The following is a 17,212-nucleotide window of genomic DNA, read 5'->3' as shown; positions in this document are numbered from 1 at the left end:
GGGAGTAGTGAGTAGGGATTGCGTCGCCTTTATGCTCCGCCCTGCCTTCTTCCATTCACTATTCGCTACTCACCATTCCCTATTCGCCTAACCTTTGATCGCCTCGACCAGGGTGGTTCCCAGCCGCGCCGGCGATGGCGAGACGCGGATGCCGGCCGCTTCCATTGCTGCGATCTTGTCTTCCGCGCCGCCCTTGCCGCCCGAGATCACCGCGCCCGCGTGGCCCATCGTGCGGCCGGCCGGAGCCGTGCGCCCGGCAATGAAGCCGGCCATCGGCTTCTTGCGGCCGCGCTTGGCCTCGTCGCGGATGAACTGCGCCGCGTCCTCCTCGGCCGAACCGCCGATCTCGCCGATCATGATGATCGACTTGGTCTCGTCGTCGGCAAGGAACATCTCGAGCATGTCGATGAATTCGGTGCCCTTGACCGGGTCGCCGCCAATGCCGACCGCGGTCGACTGGCCGAGGCCTTCGTTCGTCGTCTGCAACACTGCCTCATAGGTAAGCGTTCCCGAGCGCGAAACAACGCCCACCGAACCCTTGCGGAAGATGTTGCCGGGCATGATGCCTATCTTGCACTGGTCGGGCGTCACGACGCCGGGGCAGTTGGGGCCGATCAGCCGCGACTTAGACTTGTCGAGCTTTGCCTTGACCTTGACCATGTCGAGCACCGGGATGCCCTCGGTGATGCAGACGATCAGCGGGATTTCGGCCTCGATGGCCTCGATGATCGCCGCCGCGGCGCCTGCCGGCGGCACATAGACGACAGACGCGTTCGCCCCTGTCGCAGCCTTGCCCTCGGCGACGGTCGCAAAGATCGGCAGCGGGTGGCTGCCGTCCCACTTCTCGCCACCCTTCTTGGGGTGGATGCCGCCAACCATCTGGGTGCCGTGATAGGCCAGGGCCTGTTCCGTGTGGAAAGAGCCGGTCTTGCCAGTCAGGCCCTGCACGAGAACCTTGGTGTTCTTATCTACGAGAATGGACATGGAGGCTCCTAAAGCCGCTTCAAATCTGTGACGGTGAGATTGCTTTCGGCGTTGCCGGTATTGAGTGTCGTCGCCGGCTCGAACATCAGCACAACCGGTTCGAGCGTCAACGAACGCGGCCGGTGCTCTACGCCGCGCGGCACCACGATGAAGTCGCCTTCACCGAGCTCGACCGGCCCGTCGCGAAAATCGATGGCGATTTTTCCGCGCAGGACGAGGAATGCCTCGTCCTCGTTTTCATGCGCATGCCAGTCGAACACTTCGCCGAACTTGGCGACCTTCGCCTGGCTGTCGTTGACGTCGCCGGCAACATGAGGATCGAAGACCTTCCCGATCGTCCGGTCCGCCGCTTCGACGAGGTTTATCTTGCGCGGAGGCACTCGCTCAGCCCTTCACCGCCGCGACGATCTTCTTGGCGGCGTCGTCGAGGTTGTCGGCCGAAACGACGTTCAGTCCGCTCTCGTTGATGATCTTCTTGCCGAGATCGGCGTTGGTGCCTTCGAGGCGCACCACAAGCGGAACCTTCAGCCCGACCTCCTTCACTGCGGCGATGACGCCTTCGGCAATGACGTCGCACTTCATGATGCCGCCGAAGATGTTGATCAGGATGCCCTTCACGGCCGGATCGGCGGTGATGATCTTGAAGGCCGCCGTGACCTTCTCCTTGCTGGCGCCGCCGCCGACATCGAGGAAGTTCGCCGGCTCGGCGCCGTAGAGCTTGATGATGTCCATCGTCGCCATGGCAAGCCCGGCGCCATTGACCATGCAGCCGATGTTACCGTCGAGCGCCACATAGGCGAGGTCGTATTTCGACGCCTCGATCTCCTTGTCGTCCTCCTCGGAAAGATCGCGGAGTTCGGCGAGTTCGGGATGGCGGAATTCAGCGTTGCCGTCGAACGAGACCTTGGCATCCAGCACCCGCATGCGGCCGTTCTTCATGACGATCAGCGGATTGACTTCCAGCAGGCTCATGTCCTTCTCGACGAAGGCTTTGTAAAGCGTCGGGAAGATCATTTTGGCGTCTTCCGCCGCCGCACCTTCGAGCTTCAGCGCCTTGCCGAGCGTCGCCACATCCTTGTCGGTCACGCCAGCTTCGGGATCGATCGCCAGGGTGACGATCTTTTCCGGGGTGTCATGCGCCACGCCCTCGATGTCCATGCCGCCCTCCGTCGAGACGACGAAGGCGATGCGGCCAACGGTGCGGTCGACGAGAAGCGACAGATAGAGCTCGCGGTCGATGTCAGCGCCGTCCTCGATATAGAGGCGGTTGACCTGCTTGCCGGCCGGCCCGGTCTGCTTGGTGACGAGCGTGTTGCCGAGCATCTCCTTGACGTTGACGACGACGTCCTCGATCGACTTCGCCAGCCGAACGCCGCCCTTGGCATCAGCCCCGAGTTCCTTGAACTTGCCCTTGCCGCGGCCGCCGGCATGGATCTGGCTCTTCACCACATAGAGCGGACCGGGAAGGCTCTTTGCCGCCGCCTCGGCCTCACTGGCCTTGAAGATGGCGACGCCGTCGGCGACCGGCAGTCCGTAGGACTTGAGGAGTTGCTTGCCCTGGTATTCGTGGATGTTCATGAGCGGCCGTCCTTATTTCGAGGCGAGGTTTGGCGCGATCTTGACGCAGGCTTCGCACAGCGTGGCGACCGCGTTGACCGAATTGTCGAACATCTTCTGCTCGGCCTTGTTGAGGTCGATCTCGATGACCCGCTCGATGCCGCCGGCGCCGATCACCGTCGGCACGCCGACATACATGTTCTTGACGCCGTACTGGCCGGAGAGGTGCGCCGCCGCCGGCAGCACACGCTTCTTGTCCTTGAGATAGGCCTCGGCCATCTGGATCGCCGACGAAGCCGGCGCGTAATAGGCGGAACCCGTCTTGAGCAGTGCCACGATCTCACCGCCTCCCTTGCGGGTGCGCTCCACGATCGCGTCGAGTTTCTCCTTCGTGGTCCAGCCCATCTTGATCAAGTCGGGCAGCGGGATGCCGGCGACAGTCGAGTACCGCACCAGCGGCACCATGTCGTCGCCGTGGCCGCCGAGCGTCATCGCCGAAACATCCTCGACCGACACCTTGAACTCCTCGGCAAGGAAATACCGGAAGCGGGCCGAATCCAGCACGCCGGCCATCCCGACGACATGGCTCTTCGGCAGGCCGGAGAATTTTTGCAGCGCCCACACCATAGCGTCGAGCGGGTTGGTAATGCAGATAACGAAGGATTTCGGCGCGTATTTCTTGATGCCGGCGCCCACCTGCTCCATCACCTTGAGGTTGATGCCGAGGAGATCGTCGCGACTCATGCCGGGCTTGCGTGGCACGCCGGCGGTGACGATGCAGACATCCGCACCCTCGATCGCGGCATAGTCGTTGACGCCGGTGTAGCGCGCATCGAAGCCCTCGACAGGGGAGGATTCGGCGATGTCGAGACTCTTGCCCTGCGGTATGCCCTCCGCGATGTCGAACATGACGACGTCGCCGAGTTCCTTGAGGCCGATCAGGTGGGCGAGGGTGCCGCCGATCATGCCGGAGCCGATGAGGGCGATCTTGCTACGTGCCATGTTGGATGTTTTCCCTTATGATCTGTGACCGGGCAATGACGGCGCCGGAGGAGAGTGTTTAGGCCAGAATGGAACAGGGATGCGGCCAGAATTTCGCCGCTCAGTTAGGCCCATGCGGAGAAAAATTCAAACGATTATTTTCGATCTAACTATTTCAATCGGTTAGACCATTCGGGATTTACGTAAACGTCAAAGTTTGGATGAGTGATCTGGCAGGTCAGGATCAGCCGGATGGCAGCTGTCTTCATCCTTCCGGCCGAGAACTCTTGCTGGAATGCCTCGCGGTCCAGGCATCGAGCCAGTCCTTGCTCTGCATCTCCATCAACCGCGATGCCGTACGCTGGAACTCGAAGGCCTCGGTGCCGCGCTTGCCCTGATAGAGCTCCCCGGGAGGCGCATCGGCGCTCATCACCAGGCGGATCTGCCGGTCATAGAGCGTGTCGATAAGCAGGATGAGGCGCTTGGCCTCGTTGCGATGCGCTTCGGACAACACCGGGACGTGATCGATGAAGACCGTATCGTATTGCGCGGCGATCGCCAGGTAGTCGCGCGCCGCAAGCGGCTTTTCGCAGAGATCGGCAAAGGTGAAGCGCGCCGAGGCGCCCGCAGCCCTCGGCACCGGGACATGGCGACCCTTGACGACCACTTCGGCGGCTTGCTCGGTGAAGCCATGGCTGACCGCGTCCCAGGCGTCATCCATCTTGCGGTCGGTGTCAGGGCCGCCGGGCGTCATGTAGACCGGCAGATGGTTGAACCTGTCGAGCCGGTAGTCCTTGCCGGCATCGAGAGCCAGAACGTCGGTGTATCGCTTCAGAAGATCGACGAACGGCAGGAACAGCTTCCGGTTCAGGCCGTCGCGGTAGAGATCGTCAGGCGCGACGTTGGAGGTTGCCACCAGCACGACGCCTTCGGCGAAAAGCACGGAAAACAGCCGCGACAGGATCATCGCGTCGGCGATGTCGGTGACTGAAAACTCGTCGAAGCACAGGACCCAGGCTTCCCTGGCGAGTTCCCTGGCGACGGGCGGGATCGGGTCGTCTTCCTTGACGGTTCCATTCTTCCTTGCCTGCCGGTGCTTCTGGATACGATCCTGCGCATCGGCCATGAAGGCGTTGAAGTGTATGCGCCGCTTGCGGCGGACCGGCACCAGATCGAAATACATGTCCATCAGCATGGTCTTGCCGCGGCCGACACCGCCGTGGATGTAAAGCCCCCTGACCGGTTCTGCCGCACGGTTCTTGCCGAACAGCCAGCCCAGTGCGCTGGACTTTGCCGCGAGCCGCTTGCCGGCGATTTCGCCGATCAGCCGGTCGAGCGCGGCGGCAACGGCCAGTTGCGCCGGATCGCTGGCGATTTCGCCAAGCTCGACGAGATGGCGGTAGCGCTGCGCGACGGAGGGATGCGTCTGGATTCCGTCACGCAGGTGCATTGGTCATTCTTCTGCGTGACGGGCTGGAAATATGGAAGCGATGGCTTAGCGGGAGAGAGAGATCGCCACGCCGCTTTCGGTCTGGCCGTCGAATTTTTCGGGGCCGGACGAGTAGAGCCGCGCCAGCACCGAACCGTTGGCATCGTGCAGCGTCAGCTGCTTGCCGGCTACATTCCACGATTTCACGCCATCGATCGGCGCCGGGCAGCGCAGCGGTCCGGCGCGGAAACCAGCACCGAATTTGGTCTGCGGTGTCGCTACCTTGCAGCTTTGCCCGGAAACGGAGGCCGTCCAGACGCCGGCGACGCCACCCGCGCTGATGTCGGGTGCGGTCGCGGGTGGTGCTGTCATCGGTGGAACCGCGGCGACCTGCTGCTCGGGTGCCGCCGGGAACTGCGAAGGATTGGGAGAAGCCGGCGGCGGCAGCTGATTGCCGGTGACCGTGCCTGCCGGCGCCGCGGGCAACGGCGCTGGACGGCTATCGAGCGACGACATGCGCTCGCTCTGGCATCCGGCCGCAGCGAGTGACAGAAGTGTCACTGCCAAAAGGCCAGTCTTCGAAAAAGCCATGATATCCAACCTCCGTGGTGCGCAAAGCGCGCCGCCCGCCAGTCCCAGCGCCATAAAAGTGGCGATGTTTGGGAGATTTCAACCGGGTGTGGTTAAAATAGAGTTTCCGCCGAAAAATTGTTGCAATTAAGCAACGCAATGGTTCAGCTGTGGATCGCCTTGCTCGGGACGAAGACGTAGCCGCTCGGCCCGACGACATGGCATTCGCGCAGGCCATGCGGCTTGTCAACCGAGGCCGCCAGGACGACATGGTCCCGCTCGCGCGCCCTTGCCTCGATCCTGTCCGGATCGGCGCCGTAGATGCGAATTTCGACACCGATGCCGCGGACGTCGTTTCCCGCCACCACTCCCGTCATCTCGTGATCGAGATACGAGTGGTCGGCATGGAGCATGAATACCGATCCCTGCAACTCGATCGCAGCGAAATCCTCATCCGCATAGATCGTATTGGCGCCAAGCACGGTGCGGCAGAAAATCTCCATCGGCACGATCTCCGGCACCAGGAGATTGATGCCGATGCCGCGCGGCAGAGAGCGGCCGAAGTCGGCCGCCTTCATCCACGGTTCTTTTGTCCGCCTCTTCGCCATCAGGTGGTTTCCAGGATTTCGTATCTCCCAGATGTTTGCCCTAGCGTGGCCCGAACCGATAGAGCGTCTCCGAAAACGGCGCCGGATGGCGGAGCAGTCCACCGCAGCGGCGATCCAGATCGTGAAGCAGCGCATGGGCACGACGTTGTGCGGGCTGCCAGTCGGCATCGGCCTGCAACAACGCCAGCGCTTCCGCCGCGCGGTCGGCGCCGATCAGCAGTTCGGCTGCCACCAGCCGGTCGCCTTCGCCCGATGCAGCACCATCATGGACGGTCTTCGCCACGGAGCCCCACTGGTCCCATGGAAATTCCTTCGTAAGCGATGCCGGGCGCGCCGGCGCTTCGTCTGTAGTGCCAAGCACGAATGGCGCCAGTGCAAGGCGCGCGATTGCCCTGTCAACGACTGCAGCCGCCGTTTCGTTCTGCTCGCCGGCAGCGACAGAGCGGAAGCTCGCCAGTTGCTTCATTCTCGTTTCGGGGCCGAGGACCTTGTCGAGCCTCGCCACCATAGCGGCGAATACCGCGTCGGGTCTGTTCACCGGATCGAGCCTTTCCGCGTCGATCTCGGTCAGCATTTCAGCCGCCAACTCCGTGCCGATGCGCCGTTCGCCTGTCTGGTTGAGCACGGTGAGCAGCATCGTGGCGGGCGGAAACTGCCGGACCAGCGGCCAGAACGGCTGCATCATCGTCTTGTAGCCGCGCTTGGCATCCACCGCTTGAATTTCGGGAGGCTGCTTCGTCATGTCGAGGGCCGGCAACAAGTCGGCCAACGTCAGCGCGAAACGGATTGAGCTCTCGCGTAGCTCGGCCGGCGTGCCGTTCCCGGACGCCGGGTTGCGGTCGATAAATCCAACGAGATCGCTCAAGTCCTGCTTCGTGGCGTAGAGATTGTACGCCAGCATCGCCAATCCGGCTTCCTCGGCACGGTTTGCAAGCTTGGTCTTCGTTTCATCGTCGAGATCGATGATCGCGACAGGAAGTTGCCGATGGATCGGCGACTGGTCGAAGCGCTCGGGATTGGCTGCCTTCCAGCGCTTCAACTCGCCCAACAGCCAGTCGCCGCCATCCTCGACGGCAAGCGCCCGCCACGCCGATTCGCCAAGCAATGGCACCACGGAGCCGATGCTCGGCTGCGGCGAAATTTCGGCGAGCATTGCCGCGCGGTCCGCAGATTTTGCATAAGCGAGCTTGAGTTCGAGGATACGTTGCGGCGGGTGGCTGCGCTTTTCCAGCGACGCGAGCAATTCGGAACCTTCGGCATAAGTCATGCCACCGTAGCGGATTTTCAGGTAGGCCGCGTCATCGCCTGCCCGGTCACGCCAGAAGTTCGGCTTTGTCACCGGTTCGGTCAAAAGGAAATCCGCCACGGTCACGATGGTCGGCGCGTGAACGCAGGCATCGGGTGGCCGGTCCTGCGCCTGTGCGACCGAAATCGATGTCGTCAGTCCGACCGCCGCCAGAAAAGCCAACCAGCGCATGACGTAGCCCCCGTTGATATGGCAGATGATACATGGAAACGCAGGGCTGGCATATCGAGCAACCTGCCGCTTGGCAAAGTGTCCGCCTCTCCTAATTTTACAATATGAGGCTATGGAACGTTGACGACATCCTGGAACCGCTTGGAGTGGCAGCATTGGCCGAGAGTGTTGCGCGGACAAGACGGCCACTGCGGCGCAACTCCTATTTCGATGGGCCGGCTTCGGATCATTTCGACGGACGTGTCTTCTTCAACCCGGACGGCAGGCCGCCAGGCCGTTTCGTCGACCTGCTGAAATGGCAGTTCGGCGGCGGCCGCGCCAAATGGCCCATCGTGTGGCCAAGCCCGTTTCCGCCGGCGAAGCCCAAGCCGCGCGTTTCCGGAAGCGGGCTGCGGGTCACCATGGTTGGCCACGCTTCGACGCTGGTGCAGATCGCCGGGCTGAATATTCTCACCGACCCGGTCTGGTCAGAGCGCGTTTCGCCGCTCTCCTTTGCTGGGCCGAAGCGGGTCAACCCGCCGGGCATCGCTTTCGCCGACCTGCCGCCGATCGACGCGGTGCTGCTCAGCCACAATCACTACGACCATCTCGATCTCGCCACGCTGAAACGGCTCAAACGGGAGCACGATCCGCTGGTGGTGACGCCACTCGGCAATGACAGGATCATCCACGCGGCCATTCCCGATATGCGCATCTCGGTGCACGACTGGGGCGGCAGGGTGAAGCTTGCCGGCGGCGCGATCGTACATATCGAGCCGGTGCACCATTGGTCGGCACGCGGCACAAGGGACCGCCGGATGGCGCTGTGGTGCGGTTTCGTCCTCGAAACCGCCGCCGGGAAGGTTTATTTCGCCGGCGACACCGGGTTCCATGCCGGCTTCAACTACCGACTGATGGCCCGGAAACATCGCCGCTTCCGGCTCGCTATCCTGCCGATCGGCGCCTACGAACCGCGCTGGTTCATGGAGAGCCAGCACCAGAACCCCGACGAAGCGGTGCGCGGCATGCTGCTGTGCCGCGCCGAAAACGCTGCCGGCTGCCATTGGGGCACCTTCCAGCTCACCAACGAGCCGATCGACGAGCCGCGCCAGAAGCTTGTCGAGGCGCTTGCCGCCCATGGCGTGCCGCAGGACCGGTTCCGGCCGATGCAGCCTGGCGAGGTGTGGGACGTACCGGAAGGCTGAACGGCTCGACGGAACCGGAATTCCGGTTTCCGCGTTGCCGATGAAGCGTATTTCGTCAGGCAAGCCGGAGGCATTCATCAGATGATCAAATGGATTCTCATTCTTCTCGTCATCGCGGCAGTGGCGAGCCTGCTCGGCTTCGGGAGGCTGGCCGGCGCTGCGGCAACCGGCGCGCAAATCCTGATCGGCATCGTGCTGATCCTGTTCCTGCTGGTCATCTTCGGCATCGTCGCCATAGCCTGAGCGGCCGCGGCCGCTTCCACTGGTAATTCATGACCGTTTCCGCCATATAGGCGCCAAACGGACATGAGACCTCTGGATCGATGGCAGGCGCGGCACAATTCGCCAAGATGAACGGGCTCGGCAACGAAATCATCGTTGCCGACATGCGTGGTCGTGCCGATCGCGTGTCGCCCGCGGCTGCGGTCACGCTGAATGCCGATCCGGCGACCCGGTTCGACCAGATCATGGCGATCCATGATGCGCGAACGCCGGGCACTTTCAATTATATCGAGATCATCAACTCGGACGGCTCGATGGCGCAGGCCTGCGGCAACGGCATGCGGTGCGTGGTTCAGGCGCTGGCAGCCGAGACCGGGCAGAAGATATTCACTTTCGAGACCATCGCGGGCATCCTGAACGCCGAGGAGCACGCTGACGGTCTGATCTCCGTCGACATGGGGACGCCGCGTTTCGGCTGGCAGGAAATCCCGCTCGCGGAAGAGTTCCGCGATACCCGCATGATCGAACTGCAGATCGGTCCGATCGACGCTCCCGTGCTGCATTCGCCGTCAGCGGTGTCGATGGGCAATCCGCATGCCGTTTTCTGGGTCGACCGCGATGTCTGGTCCTATGAGCTAGACCGTTTCGGCCCGCTGCTCGAAAACCACCCGATCTTTCCGGAGCGCGCCAACATTACCATCGCGCAGGTGACGTCGCGCGACGCGATCACCATCCGCACCTGGGAGCGCGGCGCCGGTCTGACCAAGGCCTGCGGTTCCGCCGCATGCGCGACGGCTGTGAGCGCCGCTCGCACCAACCGCACGGACCGGGCCGTGACCGTGACGGTTCCCGGCGGCCCGCTCAGGGTCGAATGGCGCGACGACGACCACGTCGTCATGACCGGCCCGGCGGAATGGGAGTTTTCCGGCACCTTCGATCCGGCTACCGGCGGCTGGGCACGCGACCGCCAGGACGTCGCCTGATGGCGGTGGAGATCGTCACCTTCGGCTGCCGGCTGAACACCTACGAATCCGAGGTGATGCGCCGTGAAGCCGAGACCGCCGGTCTCGGCGCGCTGAAGAACGGCGCCGTCATCTTCAACACCTGTGCGGTCACCGGCGAAGCCGTGCGGCAGGCCAAGCAGTCGATCCGCAAGGCGCGCCGCGACAATCCCAACGCCCGCATTATCGTCACCGGCTGCGCCGCCCAGACCGATCCGGCCGCCTTCACTGCGATGGATGAGGTCGACCTTGTGCTCGGCAACGAAGAGAAGCTGAAGTCCAACTCCTATCGCGCGCTGCCGGATTTCGGCGTCAACGATACCGAGAAGGCGCGCGTCAACGAAATCATGTCGGTGAAGGAGACCGCGTCGCACATGGTCGACGCGATCGAGGGCCGCGCGCGCGCCTTCGTCCAGGTACAGAACGGCTGCGACCACCGCTGCACCTTCTGCATTATTCCTTACGGCCGCGGCAATTCGCGGTCGGTACCGATGGGCGCTGTCGTTGAGCAGGTGAAGCGGCTGGCCGGCAACGGCTACGCTGAAATCGTACTGACCGGCGTCGACATGACCAGCTACGGCGCCGACCTGCCCGGCGCACCGAAACTCGGCAGACTGGTGAAGACAATCCTCAGGCAGGTTCCCGACGTGCGCCGGCTGCGGCTGTCATCGATCGATTCCATCGAGGCGGACGACGACCTGCTCGACGCCATCGCCACCGAACCGCGCCTGATGCCGCACCTGCATCTGTCGCTGCAGGCCGGCGATGACATGATCCTGAAGCGCATGAAGCGCCGGCATCTGCGTGACGATTCCATTCGCTTCTGCGAGGACGTGCGCAAGCTGCGTCCCGACATCGTCTTCGGTGCCGACATCATTGCCGGTTTCCCCACCGAAACCGAAGAGATGTTCGAGAACTCGCTGAAGATCGTCGAGGAATGCGGGCTGACGCACCTGCACGTCTTCCCGTTCTCGCCGCGCGAGGGCACGCCGGCCGCGCGCATGCCGCAGCTTTCGCGCACCGTCATCAAGGAACGCGCGGCGCGCCTGCGCGCAGCGGGCGAGGCCGCCTACCGGAAACACCTCGGCGGACTCGCAGGCACCCGGCAGCGCATCCTGATCGAGCGTGACGGTCTTGGCCGCACCGAAGGCTTCACCCTCGCCGCGATCGCCGCCGGCGCCCCCGGCGAGATCGTCGAGGCGACGGTGACCGGCCATGACGGGCAACGCCTCATCGCCGCGCCGCTTGCCCTGCAAGCCGCCTAGACGGACCGACGCATGGCATTCGGGTTCATCAAGAAAGTCTTTTCCTTCGGCAAGAAGGAAGTCGTCGAGGAGAAGATCGACGAGACGGCGCCGCTGCCGCCGCTTAATTTCGACGCGCTGAAGGAACTGAAGGCAGAGACGTCGCCGCCGGTCGAGACGCCGCCACAGCCAGCTGAGGTGCCGGTTCCCGCGGAGCCGGTGCAGCCGGCCCCGGTCGAAGAGCCGCAGCCTGAAGCTCCCGAGCCGCTTCCGCCTGAGCCAGCCGAGCCGGAGCCGGAAGAGCCGGCGCCCGAGCCGAGCCCGGCAGTTCCTGAACCTGCACCCGTCGAAATTCCGGCTCCCGCGCCGGAGCCTGTTCGCGAACCGGAACCGCTTCCGCAGGAAATTCCCGCCGAGCCCGAACCTGAGGTTCAGCCGGTCGAGGTCCCGCAGCCGAAGGAACCACCTGTTCCGGAGCCCGCCCCTGTCGAGGTTCCGGTTCCGCCCGCCGAGCCGGTTCGTGAGCCGGAGCCGCTTAAACCGGAGCCGCCGACGCCAGTTGAGGTTCCAGCGCCAGTGCAGCCGGTCGAGCCCGGATTGCCACCGGCGGAAGTTCCGCCACCTGTACGCCAGCCGCCACTGGTCGAGACGCGGCCGGTGCTGCGCGAAACGGCGCCCGAGCCGGACGCCATTCCGCAGTCTCCCGCGGAAGCAGCGCCAAAGCCCACGCCCGGCAAGGTCACCGTATCGAAGGCCGTCGAGAAAAAGGTGGAGCCGCAGAAGGCGCCGGAGCCGGCTCCGAAGACCACATGGTTCCAGCGGCTGAGAGACGGGCTATCGCGGTCGTCGAAGGAGCTGTCCTCGAACATCGCGGGTGTTTTCACCAAGCGCAAGCTCGACGAGGACACGCTGCAGGATCTGGAGGATGTGCTGATCCGCGCCGATCTCGGCATGGAGACGGCGATCCGCATCACCGATGCTCTGGCGTCGGGCCGCTACGGCAAGGATGTGTCGGAGAGTGAGGTCCGCACGATCATGGCGCAGGAGGTGGAGAGGGTGCTCGGCCCGGTCGCGCTGCCGCTCGAACTCGACCTGTCGCACAAGCCGCATGTCATCCTGGTCGTCGGCGTCAACGGCACCGGCAAGACCACCACCATCGGCAAGCTTGCCGCCAAGCTGGTCACCGGCGGCCTGTCGGTGACGCTTGCCGCCGGCGATACGTTCCGCGCAGCCGCTATCGAGCAGCTGAAGATCTGGGGCGAGCGCACCGGCTCGCCGGTGGTCGCTTCGAAGCTCGGCGCCGATGCCGCGGGTCTCGCCTACGACGCCTTCGAAAAAGCCAAGGAAGCCGGCTCCGACGTTTTGATCATCGACACCGCCGGCCGGCTGCAGAACAGAACCGAGCTGATGGCGGAGCTGGAAAAGATCGTCCGCGTGCTCGGCAAACTCGATCCGGAGGCACCGCATACAGTTTTGCAGACGGTCGATGCCACCACCGGCCAGAACGCACTCAACCAGGTCGAGATCTTTCGTAATGTCGCCGGCGTCAACGGGCTGGTGATGACCAAGCTCGACGGCACCGCGCGTGGCGGCATCCTGGTGGCAATCGCCGCCAAGCATAAATTGCCGGTCTATTTCATCGGCGTCGGCGAACAGGTCGACGACCTCGAACCATTTTCCGCAAGCGATTTCGCCAAGGCGATCGCGGGAGTTGCCTGAGTGACGAACGAACCCATCCTCGAACGCGATCCTTCCGACCCAAAAAAGAAAGAGATCAACCCGGTGCTGAAGCTCGCGCTGGAGCTCGGGCCGCTGATGATCTTCTTCTTCGCAAACACGCGCGGTGAGTGGCTGGCAACGAAATTTCCCGCGCTGGCCGAACTCGGCGGGCCGATCTTCATCGCCACCGGACTTTTCATGGCGGCCACCGCGATTGCCCTCGTCGTTTCCTGGGTACTCACCCGCACGCTGCCGATCATGCCGATGGTGTCAGGCGTCGTGGTGTTCATCTTCGGCGCGCTGACGCTCTACCTGCAGGACGACATCTTCATCAAGATGAAGCCGACCATCGTCAACACGCTGTTCGGCGGCGTGCTTTTGGGCGGGCTGTTCTTCGGCAAGTCGCTGCTGGGCTACGTCTTCGATTCGGCATTCAGGCTCGATGCCGAGGGCTGGCGCAAGCTGACCTTCCGCTGGGGTCTGTTTTTCCTGTTCCTGGCCCTTGTCAACGAGATCGTCTGGCGGTCCTTTCCGACCGATACTTGGGTGGCGTTCAAGGTATGGGGCATCATGCCGATCACACTTCTGTTCACCTTCAGCCAGATGCCGCTGATCATGCGCCACTCGCTCGACGAGCGGATCAGGAAATAACGACGACCGGGGAGGGCCTGCATGCAATTCCTTTCGACGCGCGAAGAACTGCGAAGCCTCTACAAGGAGCCGGGCGACGGTGCCGTCCGAAAGGTGCTGGCCAGGCTCGATGGCCACTGCCGTTCCTTCATCTCAAGGAGCCCGTTCGTGCTGATCGGCTCGACCGACGGCAGCGGCAATGCCGATGTGACGCCGAAGGGCGATCGGCCGGGTTTTGTCGAGATCCTCGACGAGACCACGATCGCGATCCCGGACAGGCCGGGCAACAACCGGCTGGACACGCTGGAGAACCTGCTGCTCGACCCGGCAATCGGCCTGCTGTTCCTGATCCCCGGCATGAACGAGACGCTGCGCATCAACGGCGTGGCCAAGATCACCGCCGATCCTGTCCTGCGTGAGCGGCTCGCGCATGACGGCAAGCCACCGATCAGCGTCATCGTCGTCGAGATCAAGGCAGCCTACATGCATTGCGCCAAGGCGTTCATGCGCTCGGAACTGTGGAAACCGGAAAGCTGGCCCGACCGCGCCAGGCTGCCGACGCTCGGGCAGATCCTGAAGGACCAGTTGGCGCTGGACCAGTCGGCCGGCGAGACCGACCGCTGGCTCGATGAATCCTACCAGAAATCGATGTGGTAGCCGCCGGCCCCTCATGAAATTTCTCTGTGTTGCCGGCAGCCTCCGGGCTGCCTCTACAAACCGCGCGCTGCTGCACGCGATGACGGACAACGCACCGCAAGGCATCGATCTCGCAATCTACGACGACCTCGGCGTGCTGCCGATCTTCAATCCAGACGATGAGGGCGAACGAACGCCTGGAATCGTCACGCGGTTGATCGACGCGGCCATCTCCGCCGATGGCATCGTCATCGCCTGCCCGGAATATGCGCATGGCGTGCCGGGCGGCATCAAGAACGCGCTCGACTGGCTGGTGTCGGGCCCGGCAGCGGTCGGCAAGCCGGCAATGCTGGTCCATGCCTCGTCTCGCTCGCTGTTTGCCCGCGAGGCGCTGCGGGAAATCCTCAAGACGATGTCATTCGCGGTCTTCGACGGCGCCGAACTCGAAATTCCGCTGATCGGCAAGAAGCCGGACGAGTGGGCAAGCATCCTTGCCGATCCGGCGCATCGGACAATCATGCGCGAAACGTTTGCAGCATTCGAAGCGTTTGTCCGGCGGCAATAGTGCGATTTCGCGGATCCTGCCTCTAAAGTTACCAAGCTGCCGCTAATTTTCGCATAGCTTCGGTGCAAGCAATGCACTGACTGCAATACTGCGTTGCAACATCAAATATTGCGCCGCAGCAAAACCATGCCAATCTTTCACTGGAACAAGGGAGGTTCACCTCAGCCGTCGACAGACGGCGTCGAAAGGAAGAACGCCATGATTGCCGCGCTCCTCAACCACGCCAGAAGCCGCCTCGCCAAGCGTCTGGAATACAACCGGGTCATCGATGAAATCCAGGCACTGACCAACCGCGATCTCGCCGATATGGGCGCCGACCGGTCCGATATGCTGCGCCGCGCCCATCAGGATTTTTACGGCCGATAACACGAAATCTGAAGCTGATGGGCGCAAGCCGTCAGCTTGTCCATTCGATCCAGCGGCCGTGATAGTCACATCTGGCGAGGCGCCGTGTCTCGCCGCCCGGCCACAGGGTCAGGCTCAGCGTCGCATATGGATCGCGCGTATCCGCGGGCTCCATGCGCAGCCAGGCGACCGGTGAAGCCGCTGATGCCGCGCGGCCCGCTTCGGCCAGCGTTGCCTCGATTGCTTGCTTCGTCGTCTCCGGCATGTATTGCCACATGATGGAATGGAACAGCACGAAGGCTGAGCCCGGCCGCTGCTCGCCAAGTCTCTGTTCCACGAACAGCGCTGCGTCGGCTTTCTCGAGCGAAAAGGGCACTTCGGCCGCCAATTCGATCGCCGCATCCAGCCGCGATAGCCTTTGAGGCTGATCGGGCCAGATGTAGGAGCGCAACCGCAGACGGTCAGCTTCGTTGGCGACGTTTATGGGAGCGATGTCGCTGCCTTGCCGGGACAAAACCTCGAGGGGGCCATCGAGCGGCGGTGCGATTCCGCGTACTTCCGGCGCCAGCCGCACCGGCGAATTCGCATCGCCCCATTCCGCATCGCCGTAATGATAATGGAAACGGTCGAACAGAAGGTTGAGCCCCGCGCTGGAACCGATCTCGTGCAGGGCAAGCGGCAATCCGGTCTCCCGCGCAATGGCGAGGAACCCCGGCAGCAGCATGCCCGAGCGGGCGATTTCATTGGTCTGCGGCGCGCTGCCGAGGGATCGCAGCAGCCGTTCGTCGTTGCGGGCGATCGCGCCGGGAAGCATGCGCGCCAGCGTTTCCTCATCCGCCTCCGCCGGCGGATAGACCGCACTCAGTTCGCCGTCCTGCCCCGACAAGACCAGCGCATGCAGTCCTGCGCAAAGCCGCAGCGACAGCGCGTCATGCCGTGTATGCCCTGGCCAATCGAGCACCCGCCGGCCTGTTGCCGTGCTCCTGTCGAGGCACCGCGACAACGCCCGGCACAGCCGCGCCGTGAAGGGCGAGCCGAGCCCGTCGGAACCCACTGCCTGATGCACGAAGTGATTGCGAATCGCGGCTTCCTTGCCGCTTTCGCCAGCGCTGTCGTTCAATGAGCCGCCTTTCCGGCCGTTGCCATCGCTGCCTGCGACCGCTTCAGCAAATAGCCGAAGATCGCGGCAGTGATGAAAGCGACGAGGCCGTAAATCGCTGCCGGCACAGCCATGGTCGCGTTGTTCAGGAGCAGCGGGCTGAGCGCGATGGCGATCGCCAGCGTGCCGTTGTGTATGCCGATCTCCATGCCGATGGCGGTGGCCTGCCGCTTTTCGACGCCGGCGGCGCGCGGCACGAAGTAGCCGACCCCCAGGCTGATCAGGTTGAAGGCGAGCGTGGCAAGTCCAACCACCGGGCCCCAGATCATCAGCGTCTCCCATTCCTGGATAAGCGCCACCGCGACGACCGCGAACAGGAACAGCATCGAGAACAGCTTGACCGGCTTCGACATGCGCTCGGCGAATGCCGGCAGCTTGTTGCGGATCCACATGCCGATCAGCACCGGCCCAAGCACGATGACGAAGACCTGCAGCACCTTGGCGAACTGTAGCGGAATCGCCTGGTCCCCGGACATGAAATGCGCCAGCGACCAGTTGACGATCAATGGCAGCGTCGCAATCGACAATGCCGAATTGATTGCCGTCAGCGTGATGTTCAGCGCTACATCGCCGCCGGCCAAGTGGCTGTAGAGGTTGGCCGACGTTCCGCCCGGGCTTGCCGCAAGAAGCATCATGCCGACGGCCAGAGCCGGCTCCAGCCCGAAGAAATAGACCACGCCAAGGCAGGCCAACGGCAGGATGACCGTTTGGCAGATGAGCGCGACGATCACGGCCTTGGGTTTTTCCAGGACGTTACGGAAATCCTGTACGGTCAAAGACAGGCCGAGGCCGAGCATGATGACGCCGAGCGCAAGCGGCAGGAAAATGATGAGCGCGGAACTGTCTTCCACGGATGCCTCCCCGATTGCCGCGTGTCGCGCCGATGCGGCGCGCCCTCCTT

The 17,212-nt window shown here is 63.4% G+C and carries 19 protein-coding genes; 9 read left to right on the top strand and 10 right to left on the bottom strand.

The annotated features are described in order from the left end of the window. Window positions 1-87: 87 nt before the first annotated feature. The 8 genes from sucD to OHD58_RS03975 form a co-directional block, all read right to left on the bottom strand. Window positions 88-984 carry a succinate--CoA ligase subunit alpha gene (gene sucD, locus OHD58_RS04010; protein WP_263801773.1) on the bottom strand — a complete coding sequence of 299 codons (897 nt, stop codon included), beginning with the start codon at window positions 982-984 and terminating at the stop codon, window positions 88-90. 8 nt (window positions 985-992) lie between these two features. After that, window positions 993-1,364: a cupin domain-containing protein gene (locus OHD58_RS04005; RefSeq protein ID WP_263801772.1), complete on the bottom strand. Its 372-nt coding sequence runs from the start codon at window positions 1,362-1,364 to the stop codon at window positions 993-995. A gap of 4 nt (window positions 1,365-1,368) precedes the next feature. After that, entirely contained in the window at window positions 1,369-2,562 is a 1,194-nt protein-coding gene (sucC, locus tag OHD58_RS04000; RefSeq protein ID WP_263801771.1) for an ADP-forming succinate--CoA ligase subunit beta, read from the bottom strand. A 12-nt stretch (window positions 2,563-2,574) separates the two neighbouring features. Continuing rightward, entirely contained in the window at window positions 2,575-3,543 is a 969-nt protein-coding gene (gene mdh / locus OHD58_RS03995) for a malate dehydrogenase (RefSeq protein ID WP_263801770.1), read from the bottom strand. 244 nt (window positions 3,544-3,787) lie between these two features. Next, a complete protein-coding gene (gene zapE, locus OHD58_RS03990; RefSeq protein WP_263801769.1) occupies window positions 3,788-4,972 on the bottom strand; it encodes a cell division protein ZapE in 1,185 nt (394 codons plus the stop codon). A 45-nt stretch (window positions 4,973-5,017) separates the two neighbouring features. Beyond that, window positions 5,018-5,542 (bottom strand): protease inhibitor Inh/omp19 family protein, encoded by a 525-nt coding sequence (locus OHD58_RS03985; protein WP_263801768.1) that lies wholly within the window; start codon window positions 5,540-5,542, stop codon window positions 5,018-5,020. A 143-nt stretch (window positions 5,543-5,685) separates the two neighbouring features. Continuing rightward, window positions 5,686-6,129, bottom strand: a complete 444-nt coding sequence (locus OHD58_RS03980) for a hypothetical protein (RefSeq protein ID WP_263801767.1) — start codon at window positions 6,127-6,129, stop codon at window positions 5,686-5,688. A gap of 40 nt (window positions 6,130-6,169) precedes the next feature. Beyond that, on the bottom strand, window positions 6,170-7,606 hold the full coding sequence (locus OHD58_RS03975; RefSeq protein WP_263801766.1) for a hypothetical protein: 1,437 nt from the start codon (window positions 7,604-7,606) through the stop codon (window positions 6,170-6,172). Between the two features lie 155 nt (window positions 7,607-7,761). On the opposite strand from OHD58_RS03975, the gene OHD58_RS03970 reads away from it, so the two are divergent. From OHD58_RS03970 to OHD58_RS03930, 9 genes are all read left to right on the top strand, one after another. After that, window positions 7,762-8,790: an MBL fold metallo-hydrolase gene (locus OHD58_RS03970; RefSeq protein ID WP_263801765.1), complete on the top strand. Its 1,029-nt coding sequence runs from the start codon at window positions 7,762-7,764 to the stop codon at window positions 8,788-8,790. An 81-nt stretch (window positions 8,791-8,871) separates the two neighbouring features. Then, window positions 8,872-9,033, top strand: coding sequence for a DUF1328 domain-containing protein (locus OHD58_RS03965; protein WP_263801764.1), 162 nt, complete (start codon window positions 8,872-8,874; stop codon window positions 9,031-9,033). An 80-nt stretch (window positions 9,034-9,113) separates the two neighbouring features. Further along, the gene (gene dapF / locus OHD58_RS03960; RefSeq protein ID WP_263801763.1) at window positions 9,114-9,995 is read left to right on the top strand and encodes a diaminopimelate epimerase; all 882 of its coding nucleotides are present in this window, start codon (window positions 9,114-9,116) and stop codon (window positions 9,993-9,995) included. Further along, window positions 9,995-11,278 (top strand): tRNA (N(6)-L-threonylcarbamoyladenosine(37)-C(2))-methylthiotransferase MtaB, encoded by a 1,284-nt coding sequence (mtaB, locus tag OHD58_RS03955; RefSeq protein ID WP_263801762.1) that lies wholly within the window; start codon window positions 9,995-9,997, stop codon window positions 11,276-11,278. The genes dapF and mtaB overlap by 1 nt, the downstream gene beginning before the upstream one ends. 12 nt (window positions 11,279-11,290) lie before the next feature. After that, window positions 11,291-12,976: a signal recognition particle-docking protein FtsY gene (gene ftsY, locus OHD58_RS03950; RefSeq protein ID WP_263801761.1), complete on the top strand. Its 1,686-nt coding sequence runs from the start codon at window positions 11,291-11,293 to the stop codon at window positions 12,974-12,976. Beyond that, entirely contained in the window at window positions 12,977-13,627 is a 651-nt protein-coding gene (locus OHD58_RS03945) for a septation protein A (RefSeq protein ID WP_263801760.1), read from the top strand. Window positions 13,628-13,648: 21 nt separating this feature from the next. After that, entirely contained in the window at window positions 13,649-14,263 is a 615-nt protein-coding gene (locus tag OHD58_RS03940; RefSeq protein ID WP_263801759.1) for a pyridoxamine 5'-phosphate oxidase family protein, read from the top strand. After that, window positions 14,235-14,807, top strand: coding sequence for an NADPH-dependent FMN reductase (locus OHD58_RS03935; protein ID WP_263801758.1), 573 nt, complete (start codon window positions 14,235-14,237; stop codon window positions 14,805-14,807). The genes OHD58_RS03940 and OHD58_RS03935 overlap by 29 nt, the downstream gene beginning before the upstream one ends. Window positions 14,808-15,005: 198 nt before the next feature. Continuing rightward, window positions 15,006-15,173 (top strand): DUF1127 domain-containing protein, encoded by a 168-nt coding sequence (locus OHD58_RS03930; protein WP_263801757.1) that lies wholly within the window; start codon window positions 15,006-15,008, stop codon window positions 15,171-15,173. Between the two features lie 31 nt (window positions 15,174-15,204). Here OHD58_RS03930 and OHD58_RS03925 read toward each other — a convergent pair whose 3' ends face one another. Together OHD58_RS03925 and OHD58_RS03920 are read right to left on the bottom strand one after the other, a co-directional pair. After that, window positions 15,205-16,272, bottom strand: coding sequence for a DUF2332 domain-containing protein (locus OHD58_RS03925; protein ID WP_263801756.1), 1,068 nt, complete (start codon window positions 16,270-16,272; stop codon window positions 15,205-15,207). After that, the gene (locus OHD58_RS03920) at window positions 16,269-17,162 is read right to left on the bottom strand and encodes a bile acid:sodium symporter family protein (protein ID WP_263801755.1); all 894 of its coding nucleotides are present in this window, start codon (window positions 17,160-17,162) and stop codon (window positions 16,269-16,271) included. The genes OHD58_RS03925 and OHD58_RS03920 overlap by 4 nt, the downstream gene beginning before the upstream one ends. Window positions 17,163-17,212: the final 50 nt, after the last annotated feature.

The sequence above is a fragment of the Mesorhizobium sp. ZC-5 genome (assembly GCF_025753855.1).
Taxonomy (GTDB): Bacteria; Pseudomonadota; Alphaproteobacteria; order Rhizobiales; family Rhizobiaceae; genus Neomesorhizobium.
The sequence above is the reverse complement of the archived record's forward strand: the minus strand, read 5'-3'. Positions and strand labels throughout refer to the sequence as shown.